The 23,600-nt window shown below is 33.9% G+C and carries 14 protein-coding genes; 8 read left to right on the forward strand and 6 right to left on the reverse strand.

Going from position 1 to position 23,600, the window contains the following annotated elements:
* Nucleotides 1-2 precede the first annotated feature (2 nt).
* From ABD816_RS12455 to ABD816_RS12470, 4 genes are all read left to right on the forward strand, one after another.
* On the forward strand, nucleotides 3-1,064 hold the full coding sequence (locus ABD816_RS12455) for an amidohydrolase family protein (protein ID WP_344927801.1): 1,062 nt from the start codon (nucleotides 3-5) through the stop codon (nucleotides 1,062-1,064).
* Nucleotides 1,042-3,147 (forward strand): glycoside hydrolase family 36 protein, encoded by a 2,106-nt coding sequence (locus tag ABD816_RS12460; RefSeq protein ID WP_344927803.1) that lies wholly within the window; start codon nucleotides 1,042-1,044, stop codon nucleotides 3,145-3,147. Before ABD816_RS12455 ends, ABD816_RS12460 begins: the two co-directional genes overlap by 23 nt.
* A 478-nt stretch (nucleotides 3,148-3,625) precedes the next feature.
* The gene (locus ABD816_RS12465; RefSeq protein WP_344927805.1) at nucleotides 3,626-4,975 is read left to right on the forward strand and encodes a Gfo/Idh/MocA family protein; all 1,350 of its coding nucleotides are present in this window, start codon (nucleotides 3,626-3,628) and stop codon (nucleotides 4,973-4,975) included.
* A gap of 169 nt (nucleotides 4,976-5,144) precedes the next feature.
* Nucleotides 5,145-6,983: a sodium:solute symporter family protein gene (locus ABD816_RS12470; RefSeq protein ID WP_344927806.1), complete on the forward strand. Its 1,839-nt coding sequence runs from the start codon at nucleotides 5,145-5,147 to the stop codon at nucleotides 6,981-6,983.
* 144 nt (nucleotides 6,984-7,127) lie between these two features.
* Here ABD816_RS12470 and ABD816_RS12475 read toward each other — a convergent pair whose 3' ends face one another.
* The 6 genes from ABD816_RS12475 to ABD816_RS12500 form a co-directional block, all read right to left on the reverse strand.
* The gene (locus tag ABD816_RS12475; protein ID WP_344927807.1) at nucleotides 7,128-8,120 is read right to left on the reverse strand and encodes an amidohydrolase family protein; all 993 of its coding nucleotides are present in this window, start codon (nucleotides 8,118-8,120) and stop codon (nucleotides 7,128-7,130) included.
* Nucleotides 8,121-8,719: 599 nt separating this feature from the next.
* Complete coding sequence (locus ABD816_RS12480; RefSeq protein ID WP_344927808.1) at nucleotides 8,720-9,718, reverse strand: aldo/keto reductase; 999 nt, start codon at nucleotides 9,716-9,718, stop codon at nucleotides 8,720-8,722.
* Nucleotides 9,719-9,808: 90 nt separating this feature from the next.
* A complete protein-coding gene (locus ABD816_RS12485) occupies nucleotides 9,809-10,375 on the reverse strand; it encodes a Crp/Fnr family transcriptional regulator (RefSeq protein WP_344927810.1) in 567 nt (188 codons plus the stop codon).
* An 88-nt stretch (nucleotides 10,376-10,463) separates the two neighbouring features.
* Nucleotides 10,464-11,213 carry a LytR/AlgR family response regulator transcription factor gene (locus ABD816_RS12490; protein WP_344927811.1) on the reverse strand — a complete coding sequence of 250 codons (750 nt, stop codon included), beginning with the start codon at nucleotides 11,211-11,213 and terminating at the stop codon, nucleotides 10,464-10,466.
* Between the two features lie 9 nt (nucleotides 11,214-11,222).
* The gene (locus ABD816_RS12495; protein WP_344927812.1) at nucleotides 11,223-14,261 is read right to left on the reverse strand and encodes a sensor histidine kinase; all 3,039 of its coding nucleotides are present in this window, start codon (nucleotides 14,259-14,261) and stop codon (nucleotides 11,223-11,225) included.
* A 398-nt stretch (nucleotides 14,262-14,659) separates the two neighbouring features.
* Nucleotides 14,660-15,226, reverse strand: coding sequence for a hypothetical protein (locus ABD816_RS12500; RefSeq protein ID WP_344927814.1), 567 nt, complete (start codon nucleotides 15,224-15,226; stop codon nucleotides 14,660-14,662).
* Between the two features lie 351 nt (nucleotides 15,227-15,577).
* Between ABD816_RS12500 and ABD816_RS12505 the strand changes: the two genes are divergently transcribed.
* From ABD816_RS12505 to der, 4 genes are all read left to right on the forward strand, one after another.
* Entirely contained in the window at nucleotides 15,578-16,939 is a 1,362-nt protein-coding gene (locus tag ABD816_RS12505) for an alanine/glycine:cation symporter family protein (protein ID WP_344927816.1), read from the forward strand.
* Nucleotides 16,940-17,100: 161 nt separating this feature from the next.
* Entirely contained in the window at nucleotides 17,101-17,982 is an 882-nt protein-coding gene (era, locus tag ABD816_RS12510) for a GTPase Era (protein ID WP_344927817.1), read from the forward strand.
* Between the two features lie 364 nt (nucleotides 17,983-18,346).
* Entirely contained in the window at nucleotides 18,347-21,844 is a 3,498-nt protein-coding gene (locus ABD816_RS12515; protein ID WP_344927818.1) for a collagen-binding domain-containing protein, read from the forward strand.
* 371 nt (nucleotides 21,845-22,215) lie between these two features.
* Nucleotides 22,216-23,523, forward strand: coding sequence for a ribosome biogenesis GTPase Der (gene der / locus ABD816_RS12520; protein WP_344927819.1), 1,308 nt, complete (start codon nucleotides 22,216-22,218; stop codon nucleotides 23,521-23,523).
* The last annotated feature ends 77 nt before the right edge of the window (nucleotides 23,524-23,600 follow it).

Raw genomic sequence — 23,600 nt, forward strand, 5'->3', positions numbered from 1 at the left:
ATATGAAAACATATTTTATTACCATTTTTGTTGCATATGTACAGTTAGTAGTTGCACAGAACCCTATTTTACTTAAGGATTATGATCCGGTTTCTATTTATAAAAGCACAAAAACGAGTATAAAAAAAGCTAAATTTCCTATTATAGATATGCATTCTCATCCATACGCTATGTCAGAGATAGATATTGATGTTTGGGTAAAAACAATGGATAAAAAAGGGGTTCAGAAAACCATTATACTTACCTATCAAACAGGAAAAGCATTTGATAGTATTTATGCAATGTATGCTAAGTACCCCAATCGATTTGATATCTGGTGTGGTTTTGATTTTACAGGGTATGATCAAAAAGGATGGAGTAAAAAAGCAGTAAAAGAGCTGGAACGATGTTATAAAGTCGGTGCAAAAGGCGTAGGAGAATTAGGTGATAAAGGAGAAGGACTACTATATTGTAAGCCTACTCCTGCCTATGGGATGCATATAAATGATATCCGTATGAAGCCATTGATAAAAAAATGTGGTGAATTAAATATGCCTATTAATATTCACGTCGCAGAGCCTTATTGGATGTATTTACCGGCTGATGTACATAACGATGGGTTAATGAATGCAAAAACCTGGGGAATAGATACAACAAAAGCCAATATGCTATCTCATCAGGAATTGATCAATACATTAGAGCAAGCAGTAAAAGAAAATCCGAAAACTACCTTCATAGCATGTCATTTTGCTAATTGTAGTCACGATCTGAGTATTATTGGGAATCTTTTAGAAACTTACGATAATCTATATGCGGATATTTCTGCACGTTATGCAGAAACCGCTCCTGTGCCAAGGTACACTAAGGCATTTTACCAGAAATATCAACATAAATTATTATATGGAACAGATATGGGTATGAAATCGTCTATGTACGATGTAACGTTAAGAATTCTGGAAACTGAAGATGAACATTTCTACGAGAAAGAATTATTTAATTATCACTGGTCGTTATATGGATTAGGACTTGAGGATACGATACTAAAGAAAATATATCATGAAAATGCGAAAAAAATTATTGAATAAAAATACTAGTATTCAGTCAGCTTTACCTATCTGTATGTTCCTGATGGTGATTTTATGGGGTAGCTGCAGTTCAAAGCAAGAAGATGTTCAGACAAGTGTTCTCAAAATTGAACATGGAAATTTATTATACGAAGTGAATGATCAATTGCAAACAAGTTTTTCGGTATCACTTCCTGATACAAAGCCTGTGATGAGCGGTTTTCAGGCTTCTGAAAAAATAGAAATTAATCATAAGATAATCGAAGTATTTAATTTTAAAGGCGTTGAAGAAGAAAGCTTAACCGGTGTGCTTTCCGGAAAAAAGTGGAGCATAAAAGGAAGTTATACTGATAATGACATATCTATAGACAAAGAATTAATTTTAATTGCCTATGATGCATATCCTGATTTAATAACAACCAAAGTCATCTATACCAATGCTAAGGAGGATGAGGTGTACGTAGAAAAATGGATAAATAATGAATATAACATCCATTCTCAAGGAGATACACCACTTTTTTGGGCATTTCAGGGGAGTTCTACACAGAAGAGATCTGATTGGATCAAACCTTTAGAGCCTGGTTTTTATCAGAAAAATTTTATGGGAATGAATGATACTGATTATGGTGGAGGAATTCCTGTGACATCGGTTTGGCGAACAGATATTAATGTTGCGGTCGGACATTTAGCGTTAGTTCCAAAAATAGTAAGTCTTCCTACAGAAATCCTCTCTAAAGGCACTGATGTAAAGGTAGCGGTTGCTAAAGATTTTAAAGAAAGAACTGTTTTCAAAGGACGAGAAAATATAGAAACACTTGAGACCTTTCTATCAGTAACTAAAGGGGATTATTTTGCCAATTTAGAGCGGTATTCTAATTTGATGCAGGCTAAAGGTATTAAAATGGTACCACCAGAAGATGCAGCTTTTGAGTCTATCTGGTGTGCTTGGGGATATGAGCGTAAATTTACATTAGACGAGATCATTAAAACGTTACCTAAGGTTAAAGATCTTGGTATCAAGTGGGCGGTACTGGATGATGGTTTCCAGATTGCAGAAGGGGACTGGGATGCTCATCCAGAGAAGTTTCCAAAGGGTAATATAGAGATAAAGAATCTAGTAGATAAAATTCATGATCAGGGGTTGAAGGCAAAAATATGGTGGACACCACTTGCGGCTGACCCCCACAGTGATGCTCTGCAAAAAAATCCGGAAATGCGTATCAGACAACGAGATGATGCACCTCAGTTTATTACTTGGTGGGATGCTTATTACCTTTCCCCATCTAATCCCAAAACTATTGAACATACGAAGGAAATTATAGAGTTGTTTATGGGGGAATGGGGATTCGATGGGCTTAAAATGGATGGACAACATATGAATGCTGTTGGCGCTGATTATGGATTAGAAGATCCTGATAAAGCACCAGAAGCAGTGCCTGCCTTTTTTGACATGATTTATGAAGAAGCAAGAAAAATAAAACCTCACGCAGTAGTAGAGCATTGTCCCTGTGGTGCATGTATGTCGTATTTTAATATGGCATCTACAAATCAAGTGGTTTCTTCGGATCCATTATCCAGCTGGCAAATAAGACATAAAGGAAAAACATATAAAGCACTTATCCCTAAAACTGCTTATTATGGTGACCATGTAGAACTTAGTGACAACAAAAGTGATTTTGCCAGTTCTTTTGGGGTTGGAGCCGTTTTAGGAACAAAATTTACCTGGCCCAAAGACAATCAATATGCTTCTGAAAGCTTTTTATTGACTCCGGAAAAAGAAAAAATTTGGAAAAAATGGTTTTCCCTGTATGATGATAAAATGTTGTCTAAAGAACCTTATTTAGGCAGCTTATATGATATTGGGTATGATAAACCCGAAACACACGTAATTAAAAAGGAAGATGTATTGTATTTCTCATTCTATGCAAAGAAATGGAATAATAGTATTGAATTAAGAGGGCTTGATGCTAATACGGAATATATAGTTAAAGATTATTTTAACGAAATAGATTTAGGTAAAGTAACATCAAAGGATACAACTGCGACAATCAATGCAGTATTTGAAGATTTTCTTTTGTTGGAAGTTACTCCGGTTAAGAAGTAAATAGCTGATCTGCGGATAATCTAATGATTTGTGATTGATTACAGTAACTAAGATAAATTTACTTAATCAGCCGGTTGTGTTTATATAATCTAAAGGTATCGATCTTATCAGTGAGTTGTAACCACGATAAGTAATAATAATTAGCTATATTCATTAAATAAGTTAAAATCTTTCGTATTATTTCTTTTTGATAGTTTTTAACTTATTTTTTATTATATTTACTTGAATTTGATGATGGATTTACAGCTTGATTGTCAGTGCTTTTCTTTTTTGATGAAATGAAGTTGAGGAGAAAATCAAGAGTAAGGGCATTTTTTGTAAAACAATTTTTGAGATGAGTTTAGAGTCAAATTTGTGATGGTTTAGAAATTTATTATTTACACACACATATAAATTTAGTTTTTAAGGGATTACCTTTTCGATTTTGAACGTAAAATTGAAATAGTAATAGATTTTTTTTCATTTGAAATTAGTTAAGATGAGTACGAGAAGAAAGTTTTTACGAGATACATCGCTATTAGGTGCAGGGCTATTAGTTGCACCTCACATGACATACAGTTTCAGTCAAAATGATAAACTGAATGTAGGAATGATAGGAGTGGGGCTGAGAGGCACTCATCATTTAACTAATTTATTGCTACGCAAGGATGTTAATATTACCGCAGTATGTGATATAGATCAGAAACGTATTGATCTTACTTTAGATGCAATCGAAAAGGCTGGAGGTCAAAAGCCAAAGGTTTTTGGAAAAAATGAGCTCGATTATAAGAATTTATTAGAGTTAAAAGAAGTTGATGCTGTTATCATTTCTACTCCGTGGCTATGGCATACTCCTATGACAAAAGATGCGATGCTGGCTGGTAAGTATGCAGGAGTTGAAGTCTCTGCTGCCAATACTATAGAAGAATGCTGGGATTTAGTCAATACTCATGAGCAAACGGGAACACATATGATGATCTTGGAAAACGTGAATTATCGCAGAGATGTCATGGCAATTCTTAATATGGTCAGAAAAAATATCTTTGGGGAATTAGTACATTTTAGATGTGGATATCAGCACGATTTAAGAGAAGTAAAATTTAATAATGGGAAACAACCCTATGGTGGAGGTGTAGAATTTGGAGAAAAATCTACTTCTGAAGCGCAATGGAGAACATTGCATTCTGTAAAAAGAAATGGAGATGTATATCCTACTCATGGCATTGGACCTATTGCTGCCATGGCAAATATTAATAGAGGTAACCGTTTTGTATCTATGAGCAGTAATGCGAGTAAAGGTATCGGTCTTCATAATCATATTGTAAAAGGAGGAGGAGAAACACATCCTAATGCTAAGGTAAAATTTAAGCAAGGCGATGTGATTACTTCTATGATAGAAACCGCAAATGGAGAGACGATTATAGTCACTCACGATACAAATCTACCAAGGCCTTATTCCTTAGGATTTAGAGTGCAGGGAGCTAATGGACTTTGGGAGGTAGATGGTAATAGAATGTATATTGAAGGGAAATCAAACCCCCATGAGTGGGACGAAGCTACCAAGTGGTTAGAAGAGCATGATCATCCTTTATGGAAAAAATACGGAACCTATGCAGAAGGTGCGGGACATGGGGGCATGGATTTCTTTGTACTTCAAGCTTTTGTAGAATCAGCAAAACAAAAAATAGCACCTCCTATGGATGCATATGATGCTGCCGCCTGGAGCTCTATTACTCCATTGTCTGAAATTTCTATAGAAAAAAATGGTGATCCTCAGGATTTTCCTGATTTTACAAGAGGTAAATGGATCAATCGCGATCCTTATAACTGGATTAAAGACACTTTTTAATCATTGTTTTATCTTTAATTGAAGTTTCTGTTAAAAAATCGGGAAGAGTTGCCGGGATTTTAGTTTTCTTTAAAGTATTTTTGGTAACCAACGCAAAATGCTGAAGTATTGACTTGACAGAATCCTCATCATAAAGTTGTCAAATCAAAAGGGCACAAATAATATTTATATGGTATTTCTAAATACACTCGACTACACTTTAATTTTCGGACTTTTTGCAATTATTCTAATAGTGGGTGTATACACCTCAAGAAAAGCTGGTAAAAGCTCAGAAGAATATTTTTTATCTGGCAGAAATATGCCTTGGTGGTTGCTTGGTCTATCTATGGTTGCGACCACTTTCTCTACGGATACGCCTAATTTTGTAACTGGGATCGTTCGAGAAAAAGGAGTATCAGCAAATTGGGAATGGTGGGCTTTTTTGATTACCGGTCTGCTTACCGTATTTGTATATGCTAAACTTTGGAGAAAATCAGAAGTGGGAACCGATATGGAATTTTATGAATTGCGATATGGAGGGAAACCTGCACAATTTTTAAGAGGATTCAGGGCTGTTTATTTAGGGGTGATTTTTAATGTAATTGCGATGTCTGCGGTTACATTGGCCGCTATTAAGATCGGACAAGTAATGCTAGGGATTAGTCCCGAGATGATGGTAACCATCGCAGGAACTATAACAGTCGTTTTTAGCGCTATTGGAGGCTTTAAAGGGGTTGTTTATACTGATTTTATTTTGTTTTTTGTAGCTATGTCCGGAGCGATAGGAGCGGCTTATTTTTGTATTAGTTTACCAGAAGTAGGTGGCATGGATGGCTTAATGTCTCATAATAACGTGACTAATAAATTAAATATTTTACCAGACTTTTCTGATAGTGAAGCGATCATTACCTTGCTTATTATACCATTAGCTGTACAATGGTGGAGTTCTTGGTATCCGGGAGCAGAGCCAGGTGGGGGTGGTTATATAGCACAACGAATGTTAGCCGCAAAAAATGAAAACCATGCCATAGGAGCCACTTTCTTCTTTAATATCATGCACTATGCATTACGTCCATGGCCATGGATTTTGGTAGCATTAGCCTCTTTAATTGTTTTTCCGGATATAACCAGTATACAGGAAGCATTTCCTAATATTAGTGAAGATAAATTAGGACAGGATCTTGCATATTCTGCTATGCTAACTAAGTTGCCTAATGGTCTATTAGGGCTGGTTATGGCATCTCTGGCAGCTGCATACATTTCTACAATTTCAACACATCTTAATTGGGGTTCCTCATACATTGTGAATGACTTTTATAAGCAACAGGTAAATAAAAATGCATCAGAAAAGGAATTAGTAAATGTAGGACGAATTGCTACAGTAATATTAATGGTATGTAGTGCTTCCTTTTCATTGGTGTTAACAGATGCTACGCAAATATTTAAGATTATTTTGATGTTTGGGGCAGGAACTGGATTGATATTTATTTTGAGATGGTTTTGGTGGAGAATTAACGCATGGAGTGAAATTACTGCGATGTTTAGTTCTGGTATTATTTCAATACTTTTTAGCTTTACTTCTGTAGGGACGTATTTTTTTGATCATACAGATACAGTGACCGGAAATCTGGTTTCAGGAGTATTACCGGCTTGGTCTAAGTTTCCAATTGTAGTTCTGATTACTACTGTTGTTTGGTTAGTCGCTACTTTTGTAACAAAAAGGGAGAAGAAAGAGGTTTTATTTAAATTTTATAAGAAAATTCAACCAGGAGGTCCGGGATGGAATAAAGTTATAGAAGAAGCTAAAGAAGAAAATCAACATATAGTTACTGATACTGCAAAATGGAGTGTGCCTAATGGAATTATAGCCATGCTATTAGGATGTTTGTTTATCTATGGATGCATGTTTGCAACAGGGTATTGGATTTATGGATACTATGATAAAGCAATTCCTATTACAGTTATGACCATAGTCGCAGGAGGTCTGTTGATAAAGCTTTGGTCTAAAATTAAAGTAAATGTACTATAGGTTTTTGATAGTATAATCAATTGATGTGCTATAGGAATTAAAAGTTAGACTAAAAATGCTTACTCATTACTTTTTGTAAAATAGAAGTCGCCGTATAAAACTATAATTTAGCAAGCTTATCTTTTGTGGTAGACAGTGATTATGCTATAACTTATAAGTATTTAAAGCGTTATCGTGGTATATTTTTTTGATCACATGATCCGGTAATCCTAGACCTTTAAATTGTCCTGTAACTTTAGGTGCAGCCATATGATTGTTTTTTGTAAAAAACTCCCAATGCATCTTATAGCGTCCATCCATATAGTGAAGAAGTTCTTCATCTGTTAAACTGTTATCATCTATCACATCCGAACCATAAATAATTCTATCTTGATATTTGATAAAGAAATCATACACTTTTTGCCAATTTGTGACCGCCTGATGCTGAACATGGCATATTCTTTCTGCAAGGTCTACCATAGCATTAGGATACGTATCCAAGAATAATGCCACTTCGTTAGTTTCCCATTCCTGACTAGAAAGGTGTAATCCCACAAAATTAAGCGTTGGGTGTTTTGATAATACGTTGTTTCTTGCGTTAAGATGATCCTGATAATCCGGATATTCCGGATGCAGGAACATATGATATTCCGGATGTGAAGCAAAATATTTTCTGTCTTGATCCACCGTCATTTCATCTAGTGGTAGCCAACAGTTTTTAGGTTCTCCAATATGACCAAGTAAAACCAGGTTGTTTTCTGCTATAAAATTAAATATTGGATCAAAAGAAGGGTGGTCTATTTTTATATAAGTGCCTTGATTATCCTTAAGACTCATTCCTATATTTTTCCATACTTTGATACCTAAGGCACCTTTATCAATTGATTTTTTAATGCGATCTATACTATTTTTTAACCATGTTTCAGAATTCCACTGATCACAAGAAAAAGTAGTGATATAATCCAGATGATCCTGGTATTCTTTTTTTAATGCTAATATTGCATTTTCTTGATCATCTATAGAAGGAAAAAACGGAATATCTGTATTAATTGATAAAAAACGGATATTATTTTTTTTTCCATAGGATAGTAAAGGAGTCCTTATGGTATTAAAATGAACATGTGCATCAATTTTTGGTATATTCCAATCTATGGACATAATATTGGTTTTAGTATATTAATGATGAATCAAATATATGAAATAATAATATTACGAAAGTTATATTGTTAAATAAACAATGTTGTGAAATTTATTTTTGAATGTAAATAAAATCAGAAAGTGACAATAACGTAACTACATATCAATTTACACACACTTTTATGATGTCTCTTAGACAATAGATGAAACTTCTTAATTTTCCTTTTTCATTTCTTACTATTGCTCTCCATGCTTTTTAGTAGTTGTTCTAATAGCGACGATAGTAATTCTAATTGTTCTTCTCATAATCCTTTAGAACATTTGGATTGGTGAAAAGAAAAATTAGCAGAAATTGAAAATAATTCTAGTACAGAATTTATAAAGTATGAATATATCAAACAGGCAGATTACGAAGTAGTCTGTATATTTATTATAATAATTGTGATCCGGTAATAAATGTAAAGCCAGATGATGAATCAGAGCAAGCCTTAGCTAATCGATTTATCTGTACATTTTTATTTTTTTTATTTATAAAAATCCAAGACTACTGCAAAAAGTAAATAACCCTTTTGATCTGACACTGAACTTTGCTGTGATTTTATATGATTTTACCAGCTTTTTTATCTTTCTCCAACCCAATGAGGATAAAGAGGAGCTTGTTTTGAAACTGTATTTAAATCATTCATTTGTTGTGCAGATAATTTCCATTCAACTGAATTTAAATTTTCTATAAGTTGTTTTTCGTTTCTAGCTCCAATTACAATATTTGAAACTGTTTTATTTTGAGCTAACCAATTGATAGCAATTTGCGGAATACTTTTTCCTGTTTTATGTGAAATATTATCTAATACATCTACTACATCATATAAAAATTCATTTTGAACAGGAGGTGAGCCAATATCCCCACCAGATTTTATTCTTCCTTCTAAAATGTGTTGATTTCTTCTAATTTTACCAGTTAATCTTCCCCAACCTAAAGGACTCCAAACCATCAATCCCATTTCTTGATCTTCTATAAGAGGCATTAATTCTTGTTCATAATCACGACCAATAAGTGAATAGTAACCTTGATAAATCACATATTTTTCTAAGCTATGTCGTTCTGAAATAGATAATGATTTCATTAATTGCCAAGAAGCAAAATTTGAACACCCAATATATCTTACTTTTCCACTTGAAACTAAAGTATTTAATGTTCTTAATGTTTCTTCTATAGATGTGTTTACATCAAAACCGTGTATAAAGTAAATGTCTACATAATCTGTGTTTAAACGTTTTAGACTATCTTCACAAGCTTGAATTATGTGGGAACGAGAAGAACCTTTGTCATTTATTCCACTTCCCATTTCAAACGAGCCTTTGGTTGAAATAATTGTTTTTTCTCTTTTTCCTTTAATAGACTTTCCTAAAATTTCTTCGGATGCTCCTCGAGAATAAACATTAGCTGTATCAAAAAAATTGACTCCTCTCTCTATACATATATCTATTAACCTTGATGCTTCTTTTACATCTGTCTGACCCCAGCGTTGAAAGAATTCGTTTGTACCTCCAAACGTTCCTGTACCTAAGCTTAATAATGGCACTTTTAATCCTGATTTTCCTAAATTTCGATATTCCATTTATCATTAGTATTTAATACAGCTAATTTGGAATAAAAAAAGGAAGGGTTAAAAGATAAACCTCACAAATAAATTGTGATAAAAGTCACACTAATTAATGATGAGCCTACTTAATGTTTCTCTCGAAACTCCGAGATATGAAGCAATCATTGTCTTTGGGATTCGTTGAATTAGAGATGGGTATTGTTTGAGCAAATCTTCGTAACGGTTTTTAGCATTATTACTTATCAAACATAAAATTCTTCTTTGTAATAGGATATGTTCTTTTGTCGTTTTTTTTCTAAAGAAGGATTCCATTTTATGCAAACTATTACACAATTTTTCTTTGTTCTCCAATGTAATAAATAAACTATTTCCATCCTCTAGACATTGAATGTTTAATGTCGCTATTGTTTGATTGTTATATGCTTGAGGGTCTGTTATCCAGGAGTTTTCTGTTGCGAATTGTAAAATATGTTCTTTGTTTTCTTCATCTCTATGTGAAGCTTTTAAAAGTCCATTAAGTATAAAAAAATCATTATTTACATAATCTCCTTCTTGTATAAGGAATTGGTGTTTCAAAAATTTTTTGAGACTAAAATGAGATAGAACAAACTCAAACTCTTCATCTGTCAATGAGATGATTTTCTCTATATGTTCTCTAAGTATTTCACTCATTAATGGTTAGGTGATTTTAGCCGAATATTCGTTAAGGGACAAGGTTTGCACAAGCTAAAGATTAAGATCACTAAATTAATTTTTAGCCTTATCGATGCATGCTATCCAGAATTTCCATTACTTCTACTTTCTTCCTGACAGACACGGGTACATTTTCACCATTTTTTAGCATTAGATATCCACCGTCAGCTTTGATAAAAGCACTAATGCATTGTAGGTTGACAAGGTGACTCTGATGTACGCGTAGAAACTGATAATTTTTTAGCATATCAGCAAAGTATTTTAAAGTTTTTGTAACAAAAATCTTTTCACCGTCATGCAGATAAAAAATTGTATTATTACTATCAGATTCGCATCGTACAATGTTATCAAGATTGACAATAATAATTTTGTCTAAGGTATGTAGTGATATTTTATCTGGTTTTTGCTCAGGAGCAGATAGGGTGTCCTTGAGAATACTTAATCGTTCTCTATTAGGTTGTATCTGTTCTTTTGCTTTAGAAATGGCTTGTGCTAATTCTTCATTCGAGTATGGTTTTAAAACATAGTCGATAGCGGCAAACTTAAATGCTCTGATAGCGTATTCATCACTAGCCGTTACAAAAATAATTTTAGATCTTAGTTCTGGTAATATCTCCAAAACGTCAAAACCTGTGCCATCTCCAAGCATAATATCCAGAAATAAGATATCGGGTTCATTATTTCGTATTGCTTTTGCAGCTTCCACTACACTACGTGCAGTATCAACAATTTGTATTTCGGAATGATTGGTTTCCAGGTCACTTTTCAATAACTGAAGCGCATCTGGCATATCTTCTACTATAATGGCTGTTAACATAGGTGTGTATCAATAATCAGTTTGTAATGGAATCCTAAAAGTAATCTGCGTTCCTGCCACAGATGAATCTGGATTGATCAATTCTTCTATTTGTAAAGCGTCTTTTCCCGAAATAGATTCTAATCTTTCGGTAGTTACAGTCAGTGCCATAGATTGATGATCAGTTTTAATTTTTTCTTTCTGGGATTGAAAAATCCCCAATCCGTTATCTAATATCTTACAATGTAAGAATTCTTCGCTAGTATTAAACGCTACTTTTAAAATTCCGTCTCTATTTCCTTTTAAAATGCCATGCCTGATTGCATTTTCTACAAAAGGCTGGATAAGCATAGGCGGTATGAGAACCTCTTCAGGATCATATTCTGAATCTACAACAATATCATATTCAAAGCATTTATTTGCCATTAACTTTTCTACTTCCACATAGTTTTTCAATGTTTTCATTTCCTGATGTAATGTAATATTGTCTTTTCTGGAATTATATAATATTTCTCTAAGTAAAGTAGCAAAAGTATTGATGGTAGTATTCATTTTATCAGGATTACTGGTTCCCATTGCTTTGATACCATTTAGAACATTAAAAATAAAGTGTGGATTCATTTGCAGACGCAACGCTTTTTGTTCTAGAGATAAGAGGTGATTTTGCATCTGGAGACGCTCCCGTTCTTCTTCATTCTTTAGTTTTACTTTTCTAATATATGAAAAGGCAATAGCAGTGATTAATAATATAATAAGCAGTATTATTAATAATTGAAACCATATTTTCATGTAAATAGGACTATCAATAAATAATCGAAAAGTAATAGGGTCACTCTCATCCCACCGATAATTTCTGGATTGGGCAGAAAAAGAATGATTACCATATGCTAAACCGGCTAAATTTTGTTTATTTTCTGATGACCACGGACTCCAGGCAGTTTTGTTTAATCGATAACGATATTCAATATCATTAGGGTGATCGAGATCAATTGTTTTGTAACTAAAAGAGATTTCTGTTTGTTCAGGGGCTAAGGGAAGTACATTTTGATTTTCAGCCCAAATATTAGGGTTTATAGAGTCTAGGCTTTGATAAGCAATCTCGACATTTTCAAATTGTATTTTTGGTTTTACTTCAATTTTTTTGATTTCACCCGGTTTATATGTCGTCAATCCATAAATTGCACCAAACCATAAATTACCTTTTTTATCTTTAGTGATAGCATTAAGACAGGTTTCTATACCTAAAAAGCCATCATTCCTACCATAGTGAAATACATCTACAATCTGATTAAGAAGATTGATTTTAATTTTGTCAACACCACGTTCTGTTCCTACCCATAAATGTTCTGTGTTATCAAAGATCATTTGATAGATATTGTTAGAATACAATTTCTTCTCACCTTTTAATTTTTTAAAAGAAAGATCTTTACCTAGTTCTGACCACCATATACCTTTACCAGCAGTTCCTATATATAATTTTTTATTTTTAAAGATGAGCGTGTTAATAGCAACCTTCTGATTCAGGATATTAGGGAGATGAGTTACTTTATTCTTTCTTATATAGCCAATATCCCCATTTTGAGTGGCATACCATAAAGTGCCTCTGGGACCAGGTTTCATGTCACTGATATCTAAATCCTGAATACCATTTTTTTTATTGAATTTTTTTATTTTTTCAGGCTTGTTCTTTTTGTAGTCATAAGTAAAACGATTAATCCCGGATGAATAAGAAGCAACCCAGACGGTATCCTTATGGACATAGAGAGATCGAATCCAGTCAGAAACCAAACCATCTTTTTTATTTATAATATAATTTTTCAAAACAGTTTTAGTGGTTGACTTCTTTTTTGGTTTGTCTGGATTAGTGCTGTCTACAACAATAGTATCTTTTAATTTAATTTGTTGATAAAGCACTCCTTTTCCTTCTGTTCCTGCCCAAATATTTCCTCTTTTGTCACTTGTGATAGTTCTTATTTTAACATCAGCAATTCTTCTGTCCTGACGAATTTTCTGAATCCCATTAGCATCTATTTTTACAAGACCCGCTTCAGAATTAGAAGCCCAAATCTGATTATTAAGTGCGTGTACGGCATATACCCGATCTCCTTTTAGCCCGGTATCCTGATCATAGTGAGTAAAATTATTTTGAAAATATTTATAAAATCCACCTCCAGATGTAGCGATCCATATATTGGATTGACGATCAGTAAAGGTCTTTTTAATATGTGATACTGTTAAGCCATTTTTTTGATTGATTTTCTGCTTTAAGGTATACTTTTTTGGATTTAATATGTAGATTCCTTCATTAATTGTAGAAAACCATAGATGTTCATTATTCACAGAGATACTATTAACACTTTGTGGTCTTTTTATCCAATTATTACCGTAACTTTTGGCATTCGTATTCAGTACTAAAATGCCCTTATTTGCTGCCGCGGCAAAAATCTTTTCTTTGTAATAAAATGCTGCAGTAAAACTATAGGCGCTATGTCGTTCTTCTATAGTAGCATCTTTATGTAATTTATTTAATTTCCAAAGTCCGTTATTAGTAGCAACCCAGAATAATTTACCATCATATGCAATATCTCTGATGATACTAGAATTAATTTTAGAATCCAGTATTATCTTCTTTAATCCAGTATCCGGTTCATATATGTGAATTCCCAGATTTGTTGCGAGATACGTTTTGTTGTCTTGTCTAAAGATTTTGTTGATTTGTATGCCCTCTATATTATAGAATTTTTTTTTAGTTTTAATAGAGAGACCTCTTTTTGTGCCAATAAAGAGACTGTCGTTGGCAAAGGATAAGGAGTGTATGTAATTAGATAATAGTCCATCCTCTTCATTCCAAATATTAAATTCTTCTCCATTAAACCGGCAAAGTCCTCCTCCATTAGTTCCAAGCCATAAATATCCAATATCATCCTGAATGAGATCATATACCTGAGATTGAGGAAGACCATCTTCCAGAGTGTATCCTCTAAGTCCGTTTTTTTGTGCAGATAATGAATGGATAGAAATCCAAATGACTGCAATTAATGAAAAGTAGGTAAAACGGATTGAAGTCATGAAAAAGATACTGGTTTGAAAACAAATATAATCAAACTGATTTTCTGATTAGTTAAACTTATAAAATAGTTGTTGGAAATGAGAGGAATTAAGCTGATGATCTCCATGAATTATTATTATAGGTATTAAAAATGAATTTTTTAATACCTGTAGGTCTCGTGGTTAGTTTGCTATTAAATTAGATTGTATCAAGTGAATAGAAAAATGAAGCTATTAACCATACACAAGCAGGCATTTTTTTTGGGAAAAACAATTGGGAATAATTGTGTATGCCTGCTGTATATATTGGTTTATTTTATAAGAAAATAGTGCAGCTTAGGATGAGCATAAAAAAGAACAAAATAACACAGTATGATAAAATGATGCCATAATACAAATCAATTGTTCTTACCTTCTTTTTAGTATCCGGTAAGTGCAGTACTTTTTGAAGAATCGATTTTATCATTATTCAAAATAAAGCTTTGTTGTAAACTCACATATTTAATCTCAGTAGACTCCGAGTATAGCGTTTCTGTTTGGACAATTTTATTTTTAATACCAAATAATTGATTAGGAAACGTATATTGAGAATCGGTATCAGAATTTTCACAATATATATTTGTTAATTCAGGAAGGGAGATAAGCTTTTTTTGATCTGTAACCATAAAATAATAGGTAACTACCTCAGCACAACAGGTTACAGATTCAATATCCATCTTGATCACCTCAGAGATCCCTGCCAGACCGGGATTCTCCAAGGTGGTGATAAAGATGTCCTCAAAAGGTTCTGAATCGTTAATAGCAATCGTAGTTAGCTTCTCTGGAAGTCCCCCCGAACGAACCAAATTGACTAAATACGTAGGTGATTGCAAACCATTTTCTTTAATGTCAATGGTAGTTGCATACATTTCAGTTTTTTCAAAACTCTGAGCTTTCATAAACTGAAATCCTATTAACAAAACGAAAAAAATTATGATATTCTTCATAATTATATATTTTGAGGTTAATTATTTTTAGTAAAATTAACAACTTGATAGGGTATGATTAAGATGTTTTTAGTATTCGTGATCATCCGTGTAGAATTCGTTATGTAAGATTTATTGTATTTTTAAAAGAAGGCTTATTCTTACAAATACTAGCTGAGAGGATACGTTTTTCATTTCTGATTATGAATTTGAAAGAGGGGATTTATCTTCTTTTTATAGTTTCTTTATCAGGTAAATATGCAGATATGAAAATATGGCATACCATGTAAGTTGGATTGTTGATACTTTTAGGTATTTTAGGTTTTTATTATAATTTAATTAAACCATAATGATAATCCATCTGTATATAATATGATGCTCTTATTAGAAACAATAGAAAAAGCAATAGCTGCATTTAGTTCGAGGATCGATTGGGTTACACTTATTTTATTGATTGGGGGTGGTTTGTTTTTTTTAATTCATTCACGATTTACTCCGTTCTTATATTTTAGACATGCCATTAGAATTCTTAGTGGAACTTATGATAAGGATAAGGTTCCTGGTCAGTTAAGTCATTTTCAGGCATTATCCTCTGCTATTGCGGCAACAGTAGGAATGGGTAATATCAGCGGGGTAGCAATAGCACTTGTTGTTGGAGGGCCTGGAGCTATATTTTGGATGTGGATTAGTGCATTGATTGGGATGGCAACTAAGTTTTATACATGTTCATTAGCAGTAATGTATCGATCCCAATCTGAAAAAGGTACGGTCCAGAGCGGACCTATGTATACTATTACTAATGGTTTAGGTAAAAAATGGAAACCCTTGGCTATTTTCTTTGCTTTGGCGGGTCTTATAGGAACATTACCGGCTTTTACGGCGAATCAACTAACCCAAACGTTAGTAGATGTTATGCATTTTAAGGATAGTGATAAGATGTATATCGGTATTGTACTCGCTATAATAACTTCTTTTGTAATTCTTGGAGGTATTAAAAGAATAGGGCTGGTAGCAAGCAAACTAGTTCCTTTTATGGTGGTATTATATTTTATAATAGTACTTACAATTCTGGTTTTACAGATAGATAAAGTTCCTGCCATTTTTATGATGATTTTTTCTGATGCCTTCTCTGGGGATGCAGCAGCGGGTGGAGCCTTAGGATACTTAATTAAAACAGGAGTCAAACGAGCTGCTTTCTCTAACGAAGCAGGTATAGGTACCGCTCCCATGATGCATGGAACTGCAAAAACAAATGAACCTATACGAGAAGGATTAGTAGCGATGCTGGGCCCGGCCATTGATACCTTGTTAGTTTGTACATTAACCGCATTAGCTATTCTGTCTACAGGAGTAGTACAAAATTCTGATAAAACCGGGATATCACTTACACTAGAAGCTTTTAATTCAGTATTGCCTTATGGTATAGGGGATGTAGTTGTAGTCATTATGGTATTAATTTTTGCATTTTCTACTTTGTTTTCCTACTCATATTATGGAGTCATTTGTTTAGGTTTTTTAACTAAACCAGCCTATGGGAAGTATTATAATTATTTCTACATCGGCTCTATAATTGTAGCAGCAATGGTCAAAATAGAATTCGTATTAAATCTTATCGATAGTGCATTTGCTTTAATGGCGATACCAACCATGCTTTCTGGGGTGTTACTTTCAGGAAAGGTACATAGTAGCGCTAAAACTTACTTTGAACAATATCATAAAAATAAGATGAGCTAAAAAGTTAAGTTACTTTTCTTAACTCCAAATTTTAGTCTTGGATAGGATAATAGTTTATTTATAAACGAGTTTGTCAAATACGTAGTATGAAAAAGAACAATTTACATCAAAATAGATAGGATGTAGAATATTGGCTACCTTTGGGGCTAAAATTAAAAACGATGACACATAGAGCTGGTTTTGTTAACATAATTGGAAATCCTAATGTAGGAAAATCAACATTGATGAATGCTTTTGTAGGAGAAAAATTATCTATCATTACTTCAAAGGCACAAACGACGAGGCATAGAATATTAGGGATTGTTAATGGTGATGATTTTCAAGTGATCTTATCTGATACTCCTGGGATTATAAAACCAGCATACGAATTGCAGGAATCTATGATGGGGTTTGTGCAGTCAGCTTTTGAAGATGCAGATATATTAATATATATGGTAGAAATTGGAGAGAAAGAACTAAAAGACGATGCTTTCTTTGCTAAAATTACAAATGCGAAAATTCCTGTGTTTTTGTTATTAAATAAAATTGATCAATCTAATCAAGAACAACTTGAAGAGCAAGTTCAGTTTTGGGCAGAAAAAGTACCTAATGCAGAAATATATCCCATTTCTGCATTAGAAGGATTTAATGTCCGGGTTGTATTTGATAGAATTGTTGAGTTGTTGCCAATATCACCTGCTTTTTATCCTAAAGACCAATTAACCGATAAACCAGAACGGTTTTTTGTAAATGAAGCAATCCGTGAAAAAATATTAGTACACTATAAAAAAGAAATTCCATACGCAGTAGAAGTAGAAACGGAGGAGTTTACTGAAGATGAGAATATTATCAGAATTCGATCTGTTATTATGGTAGAACGGGATTCTCAAAAAGGAATTATTATTGGTCATAAAGGATCCGCACTTAAAAGAGTAGGAATGGAAGCTCGCAAAACACTTGAAAAGTTTTTTGGGAAACAAATTCATATAGAATTATATGTAAAAGTTAATAAAAACTGGAGGAGCAATGAGCGCCAACTAAAACGATTTGGATACAATAAATAGTAATCATTATACTACTTTTTTGGTTTGTTAATTCGTAAAAGGTGTATTTCAAAGTCAAAAATAGGCTCTTTAACGTTTTTGTTAATTTTGGTATAGCTACTTTCATATCAATAAATTAAATTTGTAATCCAAATCTTTATAAACCAATTACATATGATGTAAAGTTTTACTTTCTCTCCACAACCATTTTTTAATAAAGGCTTAAGTTAAAATATAAATGTACCAGAATAGAAGTTAAATGTAAAAGTTTGATTAGCATTCAGTACTACTTTGAAGTGATCGTTTATTAAATTAAAATTCAGAATAATTGATTAATCAATATTAAAAATTGAATCTTAGATTCAGCTCTAAACCCAAACAAACTATGTTTAAAACTACTACTAAAACTATGATTTTAACCCAAAAACCAGATAGGCAGAATGTCTTATCCATTGCTTTTGGATGTGCCCTGATACTTCTATTTTTAATTACATCAGGGTTCAATACTGTTGATGAAGAGAGTAATGATTCAGCAACAATAGATCCAACATGCGAAAACCCGCTTGCAGATGCACTGGGATACAATGCATTTGTACGTTATGCAGCTTATCTTGGCGGCGGAGACACAGAAGGGCCTATTGCCTTAGGTGGAGACTTAACAATGAATGGTATTATTACTGTTGCAGCACAAACACCAGGAATCAATTTTTTTAATGGAGACGATAAAGCTTCTTCATTAGTAGTTAATGGTAAGGTTCAGTATGTGTCAGGACAAGGAATACAATTGAACCAAGGATATGCCAAAATCGGAAATCTCAATGGCTCCTCTATTTTCGATAAAGATCTTAATAACGCCTCAGTAAATACAAGAGCAACTGCTGGTGGTTACGGCGATATGCCAAGAATTCAGGTGCATACGCAACAAGATGCTGATTCGGTCGCTCAAGGTGATTTAATAGATTTTGAGGCTGCTTTTGCTGGATTCAATGCGCTTTCTTTAGCATATAGTTCTCTTGCACCCAATGTAGTATTATCTGATGATTATAAAGTCACTCTCATACAAAATGAAATCAATGTATTAAATGTAACAGGTGCAGAACTTAAGAGTTTACCATATGTAACCTTTACCAATACACCCAGTAAAGAAACTCCATTAGTTATTAATGTTGATGCTTCCGGAGATTTAGAATGGGATATATTCAATATAGCAGGTATTGGAGATCAACAAGGGTCTTTTATTATCTGGAACTTTTTTAATTCTTCAAGTATTACACTTACGGGTGGAGGAACAATTATAGGAGCTGTTTTAGCGCCAGCTGCAGATGTAATAAAAGATTCTTCTGGTAATATTAATGGTCAGGTGATAGCCGCCAATTACTTTCATAATGAAGGGGAGCTACATCAACATGTTTTTGATTCTTGTATAGATATAGAAGAAGGAAAATGTGAGCTGGCTGTAGATGCTGGAGATGATGTAGAATTTTGTGGAGAAGGAGAAGCGACACTAACTGCAACAGTTTCCGGAGCTTCAGAATGTGTTGATTGTCTGGGAGTGTATGGAGTAGAAAACACAGATTTCTGTACTCAGAATAAGCAATACGTGATGTGGTTTGAAGGAGGAAGGTTTTTCTCCAATATAGATCTGGAGTGGACTGAACTTACCAATGGTTCTGCTACTTTAATCGGAACGGTATATGATGCTGCTAATCCACAGGATACGTATGAAGTAAATGCATTGTTTACAGGAAAAACTATAAACGCTCCAGTAGATAGTCCTAAAGAACATTCTTGTAATGATGAAGCTACAAATGATTGGGTATATTATACAGGTTTATCTGGTAGTGTAACAGCTACTGATGGTTCGTGGTCAGTAAATGTTTCCAGAAGAGGTCCTGCTTTTCAAATAGGTAACGGAGCTAATGTTTCTGAAAAAGAGACAGGAAAATATGGTGCTTGTGGTTGGTTTGACGCAACTGGGAGCGATACTATTGTTGGTGATTTTAACTTTAACCCTGGAGCGTGTGTTTCTACAACTTCTACTACAGAGGTATCTTATCTTTGGTCTACAGGAGAAACGACTCCTTCAATTACAGTAACTGAAGAAGGGATGTATACTGTGACAGTTACTGATTGTGAATCTTGTGAAGCAACAGATACGGTAGAAGTCATACTTAATGATGCTGCAAATGTAGATGCTGGTGATGATCAGGCTATTTGTTTAGGAGAAGAAGTAACACTTACAGCACAGGTAGATAATGAAGAAGGATGTGTAGATTGTACAGAATACCAGGTAGAAGGGACAGATTATTGTTCTGGAAATCATGACTTTGTTATTTGGTTGACAAATCAGGACAGGACTGATAAAAGATGGTATTCTAATGTGGATTTGGTTTGGGAAGAATTTGAGAACGGAACAGCAAAACTTACAGGTACTGTTTTAGATTATACCGTGACAAATGAAACGTATGAAGTAGATGTTACGTATTCAGGAAAAACGACAACTCCACCTACAGATAGTCCTAAGACTCACAACTGTAATGATGAAGATACTACAGGATGGACATATTACCCTGAGATGAGTGGAACAATTACTAAAACTGATGGATCCGAAGTGATGGAAATTACCAGGAGAGGAGAAGCATTTCAAGTAGGAAATGGTGCTAATGTGTTTGAAACCGCAGTAGGTAAAAATGGTGCTTCTGGATGGTTGAACGTAACTGATAATTATTTTGCTTATGGAGATATTAATATCAACTTTGGTGATTGTATTGATCAGGATGCTAAAAGCATTGAGTATTTATGGTCAACAGGAGAAACTACTCAGAGTATTACCGTATCACCAACACAAGAGACCGTTTATACAGTTACCGCTACTAACTGTGTAGGTTGCGTAGATGAAGATTCTGTAACGGTATCTGTAAATACAGCATCTGCAGATGCTGGTGATGATCAAACCATAACTGCTGGTGAAGTGGTAGTACTTACAGCAACTGGTGGAACATCATTCGAGTGGTCAACGGGAGAAACTACCGCAAGTATTGAAGTCTCTCCAACAGAAACGACAACATATTCAGTACAGGTTTCTGATAATGGGTGTCAAGCTACAGATGATGTTACCGTTTTTGTAGAAGGTTGTACTACATCAGTGGATGCTGGAGTCGACCAAACAATTTGTGAAGGTGATATTGTAACTTTAACAGCTATTGGTGACGGAGCTTTTATGTGGTCTACAGGAGAAACCACAGCAAGCATTGAAGTATCCCCTTATGAAACAACGACCTATAGTGTAAGTATTATGAATGGGGATTGTGTAGCGTCTGATGAAGTGTTGGTCACTGTTAATTATATAGAAGTAGATGCTGGAAGGGATCGTATTATTTGTCCAGAAGAAGAATCCAGAACAGAAAGAATGAGTATACTGGAGGATATCGTTTTGACAGCGTCCATAGCTGATTCATATCTATGGTCAACAGGAGAAACTACCCAAAGTATTACGGTGTCTCCAGGTGTAACCACAACTTATACGGTTACAGCTACCATTGGTGATTGTAGTGCAACGGATGATGTTGTAGTATATGTAGATGAAGGTTGTTCAGAAGATGAAGATTCTTCAGCATTTTCGTTGACGGTATATCCTACACTTTTAACACCAACAGATGAGGTAACATTAGATTTTTATGCAAATAAGGATCAGAACGTAACTGTATCAATACATAACTTATCAGGTAAAAGTGTTGGTCCAGCGGTCAGTAACAAAGTGATAGAAGGTGATACTATGGTAGCGTATGATCTGAAGAAAATAGGAGGGTTAGCTCAAGGTATTTATTTAATTAGAGTTCAAACGGCTGATGAAGTGAAGACGAAGAAGATCATCATAAAATAATATAAATTTATATTTCATAATGAGAAAAGCCTTCCACAGTACGGAAGGCTTTTCTTGTCATAAGGATGAGATTATTTCTTGTGGGTCATAAAACATCCATAGAAATTTTGATGTTTAACAGTAACCGACCTGCTATTAATTGTAGCTATATTTACACTAATAATTTCACTGACTATCAATTATGAAAAAAGTTCAATAGGTTTTATACCTGTTGAGCTTTTTCTTTTTGTACTATTTTTTTTATTATGTTTTTGACTATGGTTGAGTTTAAAAAAATTTAATAATTAGCATTATTGCTCTCATATTCAAACTTCAATAGTTTTCCTAGAATAAAAAGACTAATTTTGCAGAAATTTTAGAAGTAAGAAACGATGAGTAATATAGTGGCCATTGTAGGGAGACCTAATGTAGGAAAGTCTACTTTTTTTAATCGATTAATTCAGCGGAGAGAAGCAATAGTAGATGCAGTAAGTGGGGTTACCCGTGATCGTCATTATGGTAAAAGTGATTGGAATGGTAAAGAATTTTCTCTTATTGATACGGGAGGATATGTAGTAGGAAGTGATGATGTTTTTGAAGCAGAAATTGATAAGCAGGTAGAACTGGCTATTGATGAGGCTGATGCTATTATTTTTATGGTTGATGTAGAATCTGGAGTAACCGGGATGGATGAAGATGTAGCAAATCTCCTTCGTAAGGTAGATAAACCGGTATTTCTGGCTATTAATAAAGTTGATAATGCAAAACGAGATGCTGATGCAGTAGAGTTTTATTCGCTTGGATTAGGAGAATACTATACAATTGCCAGTATCAATGGGAGCGGAACAGGAGAGTTATTAGATGCTTTAGTAGCTGCGTTACCAGAAGTTGAAGAAGAGGAAGAGTCAGAATTACCTCGTTTTGCTGTAGTAGGAAGACCTAATGCTGGTAAATCATCATTTATCAATGCTTTGATTGGAGAGGATCGGTATATTGTAACTGATATAGCGGGAACTACGAGAGACTCTATTGATACCAGATATAATAGGTATGGATTTGAATTTAATTTAGTGGACACGGCAGGTATAAGACGAAAAGCTAAAGTAAAAGAAGATCTGGAATTTTATTCAGTGATGCGCTCGGTACGTGCTATTGAACATAGTGATGTATGTTTAGTCGTTGTAGATGCTACACGAGGATTTGATGCACAGGTACAGAATATTTTTTGGTTAGCAGAGCGCAATAGAAAAGGGATTGTTATCCTTGTTAATAAATGGGATCTGGTCGAAAATAAAGAGAGTAATACGATGAAGGAGTTTGAGAGGCATATCCGTAAAGAGATAGAGCCTTTTACCGATGTTCCTATTGTATTTATTTCAGTACTGACAAAACAACGGATTTTTAAAGCTATTGAAACGGCAGTGGAGGTATATAAAAATCGTTCTAAAAAGATTAAGACCAGTGTCATGAATGATACGATGCTGCCTATTATAGAAAACAGACCGCCACCAGCATATAAAGGTAAATATGTAAAAATAAAGTATTGCATGCAACTACCTACACCTCAACCTCAATTTGCGTTTTTCTGCAATTTACCTCAGTATGTCAGAGAGCCTTATAAGCGTTTTCTGGAAAATCAATTGCGCAAGGAGTTCGATTTTCACGGAGTTCCTGTATCTGTTTATTTTAGAAAGAAATAAAAAGATGTGTTTAGGTAATAGCTGATGCTCACTATTGTTTTTTCTAAAGAGATTTAATCTGTAGAATTTTTCTAGGT

This window comes from Aquimarina addita (assembly GCF_039539305.1).
Classification (GTDB): domain Bacteria; phylum Bacteroidota; class Bacteroidia; order Flavobacteriales; family Flavobacteriaceae; genus Aquimarina; species Aquimarina addita.

What these genes read in the sequence shown, in the direction of transcription:
- ABD816_RS12455 (WP_344927801.1), top strand. Translation starts at nt 3, where the DNA reads ATGAAAACATATTTTATTACCATTTTTGTTGCATATGTACAGTTAGTA.
- ABD816_RS12460 (WP_344927803.1), top strand. Translation starts at nt 1,042, where the DNA reads ATGCGAAAAAAATTATTGAATAAAAATACTAGTATTCAGTCAGCTTTA.
- ABD816_RS12480 (WP_344927808.1), bottom strand. Translation starts at nt 9,718, where the DNA reads ATGGAATATCGAAATTTAGGAAAATCAGGATTAAAAGTGCCATTATTA.
- ABD816_RS12475 (WP_344927807.1), bottom strand. Translation starts at nt 8,120, where the DNA reads ATGTCCATAGATTGGAATATACCAAAAATTGATGCACATGTTCATTTT.
- ABD816_RS12495 (WP_344927812.1), bottom strand. Translation starts at nt 14,261, where the DNA reads ATGACTTCAATCCGTTTTACCTACTTTTCATTAATTGCAGTCATTTGG.
- ABD816_RS12490 (WP_344927811.1), bottom strand. Translation starts at nt 11,213, where the DNA reads ATGTTAACAGCCATTATAGTAGAAGATATGCCAGATGCGCTTCAGTTA.
- ABD816_RS12500 (WP_344927814.1), bottom strand. Translation starts at nt 15,226, where the DNA reads ATGAAGAATATCATAATTTTTTTCGTTTTGTTAATAGGATTTCAGTTT.
- ABD816_RS12465 (WP_344927805.1), top strand. Translation starts at nt 3,626, where the DNA reads ATGAGTACGAGAAGAAAGTTTTTACGAGATACATCGCTATTAGGTGCA.
- ABD816_RS12485 (WP_344927810.1), bottom strand. Translation starts at nt 10,375, where the DNA reads ATGAGTGAAATACTTAGAGAACATATAGAGAAAATCATCTCATTGACA.
- era (WP_344927817.1), top strand. Translation starts at nt 17,101, where the DNA reads ATGACACATAGAGCTGGTTTTGTTAACATAATTGGAAATCCTAATGTA.
- ABD816_RS12515 (WP_344927818.1), top strand. Translation starts at nt 18,347, where the DNA reads ATGTTTAAAACTACTACTAAAACTATGATTTTAACCCAAAAACCAGAT.
- ABD816_RS12505 (WP_344927816.1), top strand. Translation starts at nt 15,578, where the DNA reads ATGATGCTCTTATTAGAAACAATAGAAAAAGCAATAGCTGCATTTAGT.
- der (WP_344927819.1), top strand. Translation starts at nt 22,216, where the DNA reads ATGAGTAATATAGTGGCCATTGTAGGGAGACCTAATGTAGGAAAGTCT.
- ABD816_RS12470 (WP_344927806.1), top strand. Translation starts at nt 5,145, where the DNA reads ATGGTATTTCTAAATACACTCGACTACACTTTAATTTTCGGACTTTTT.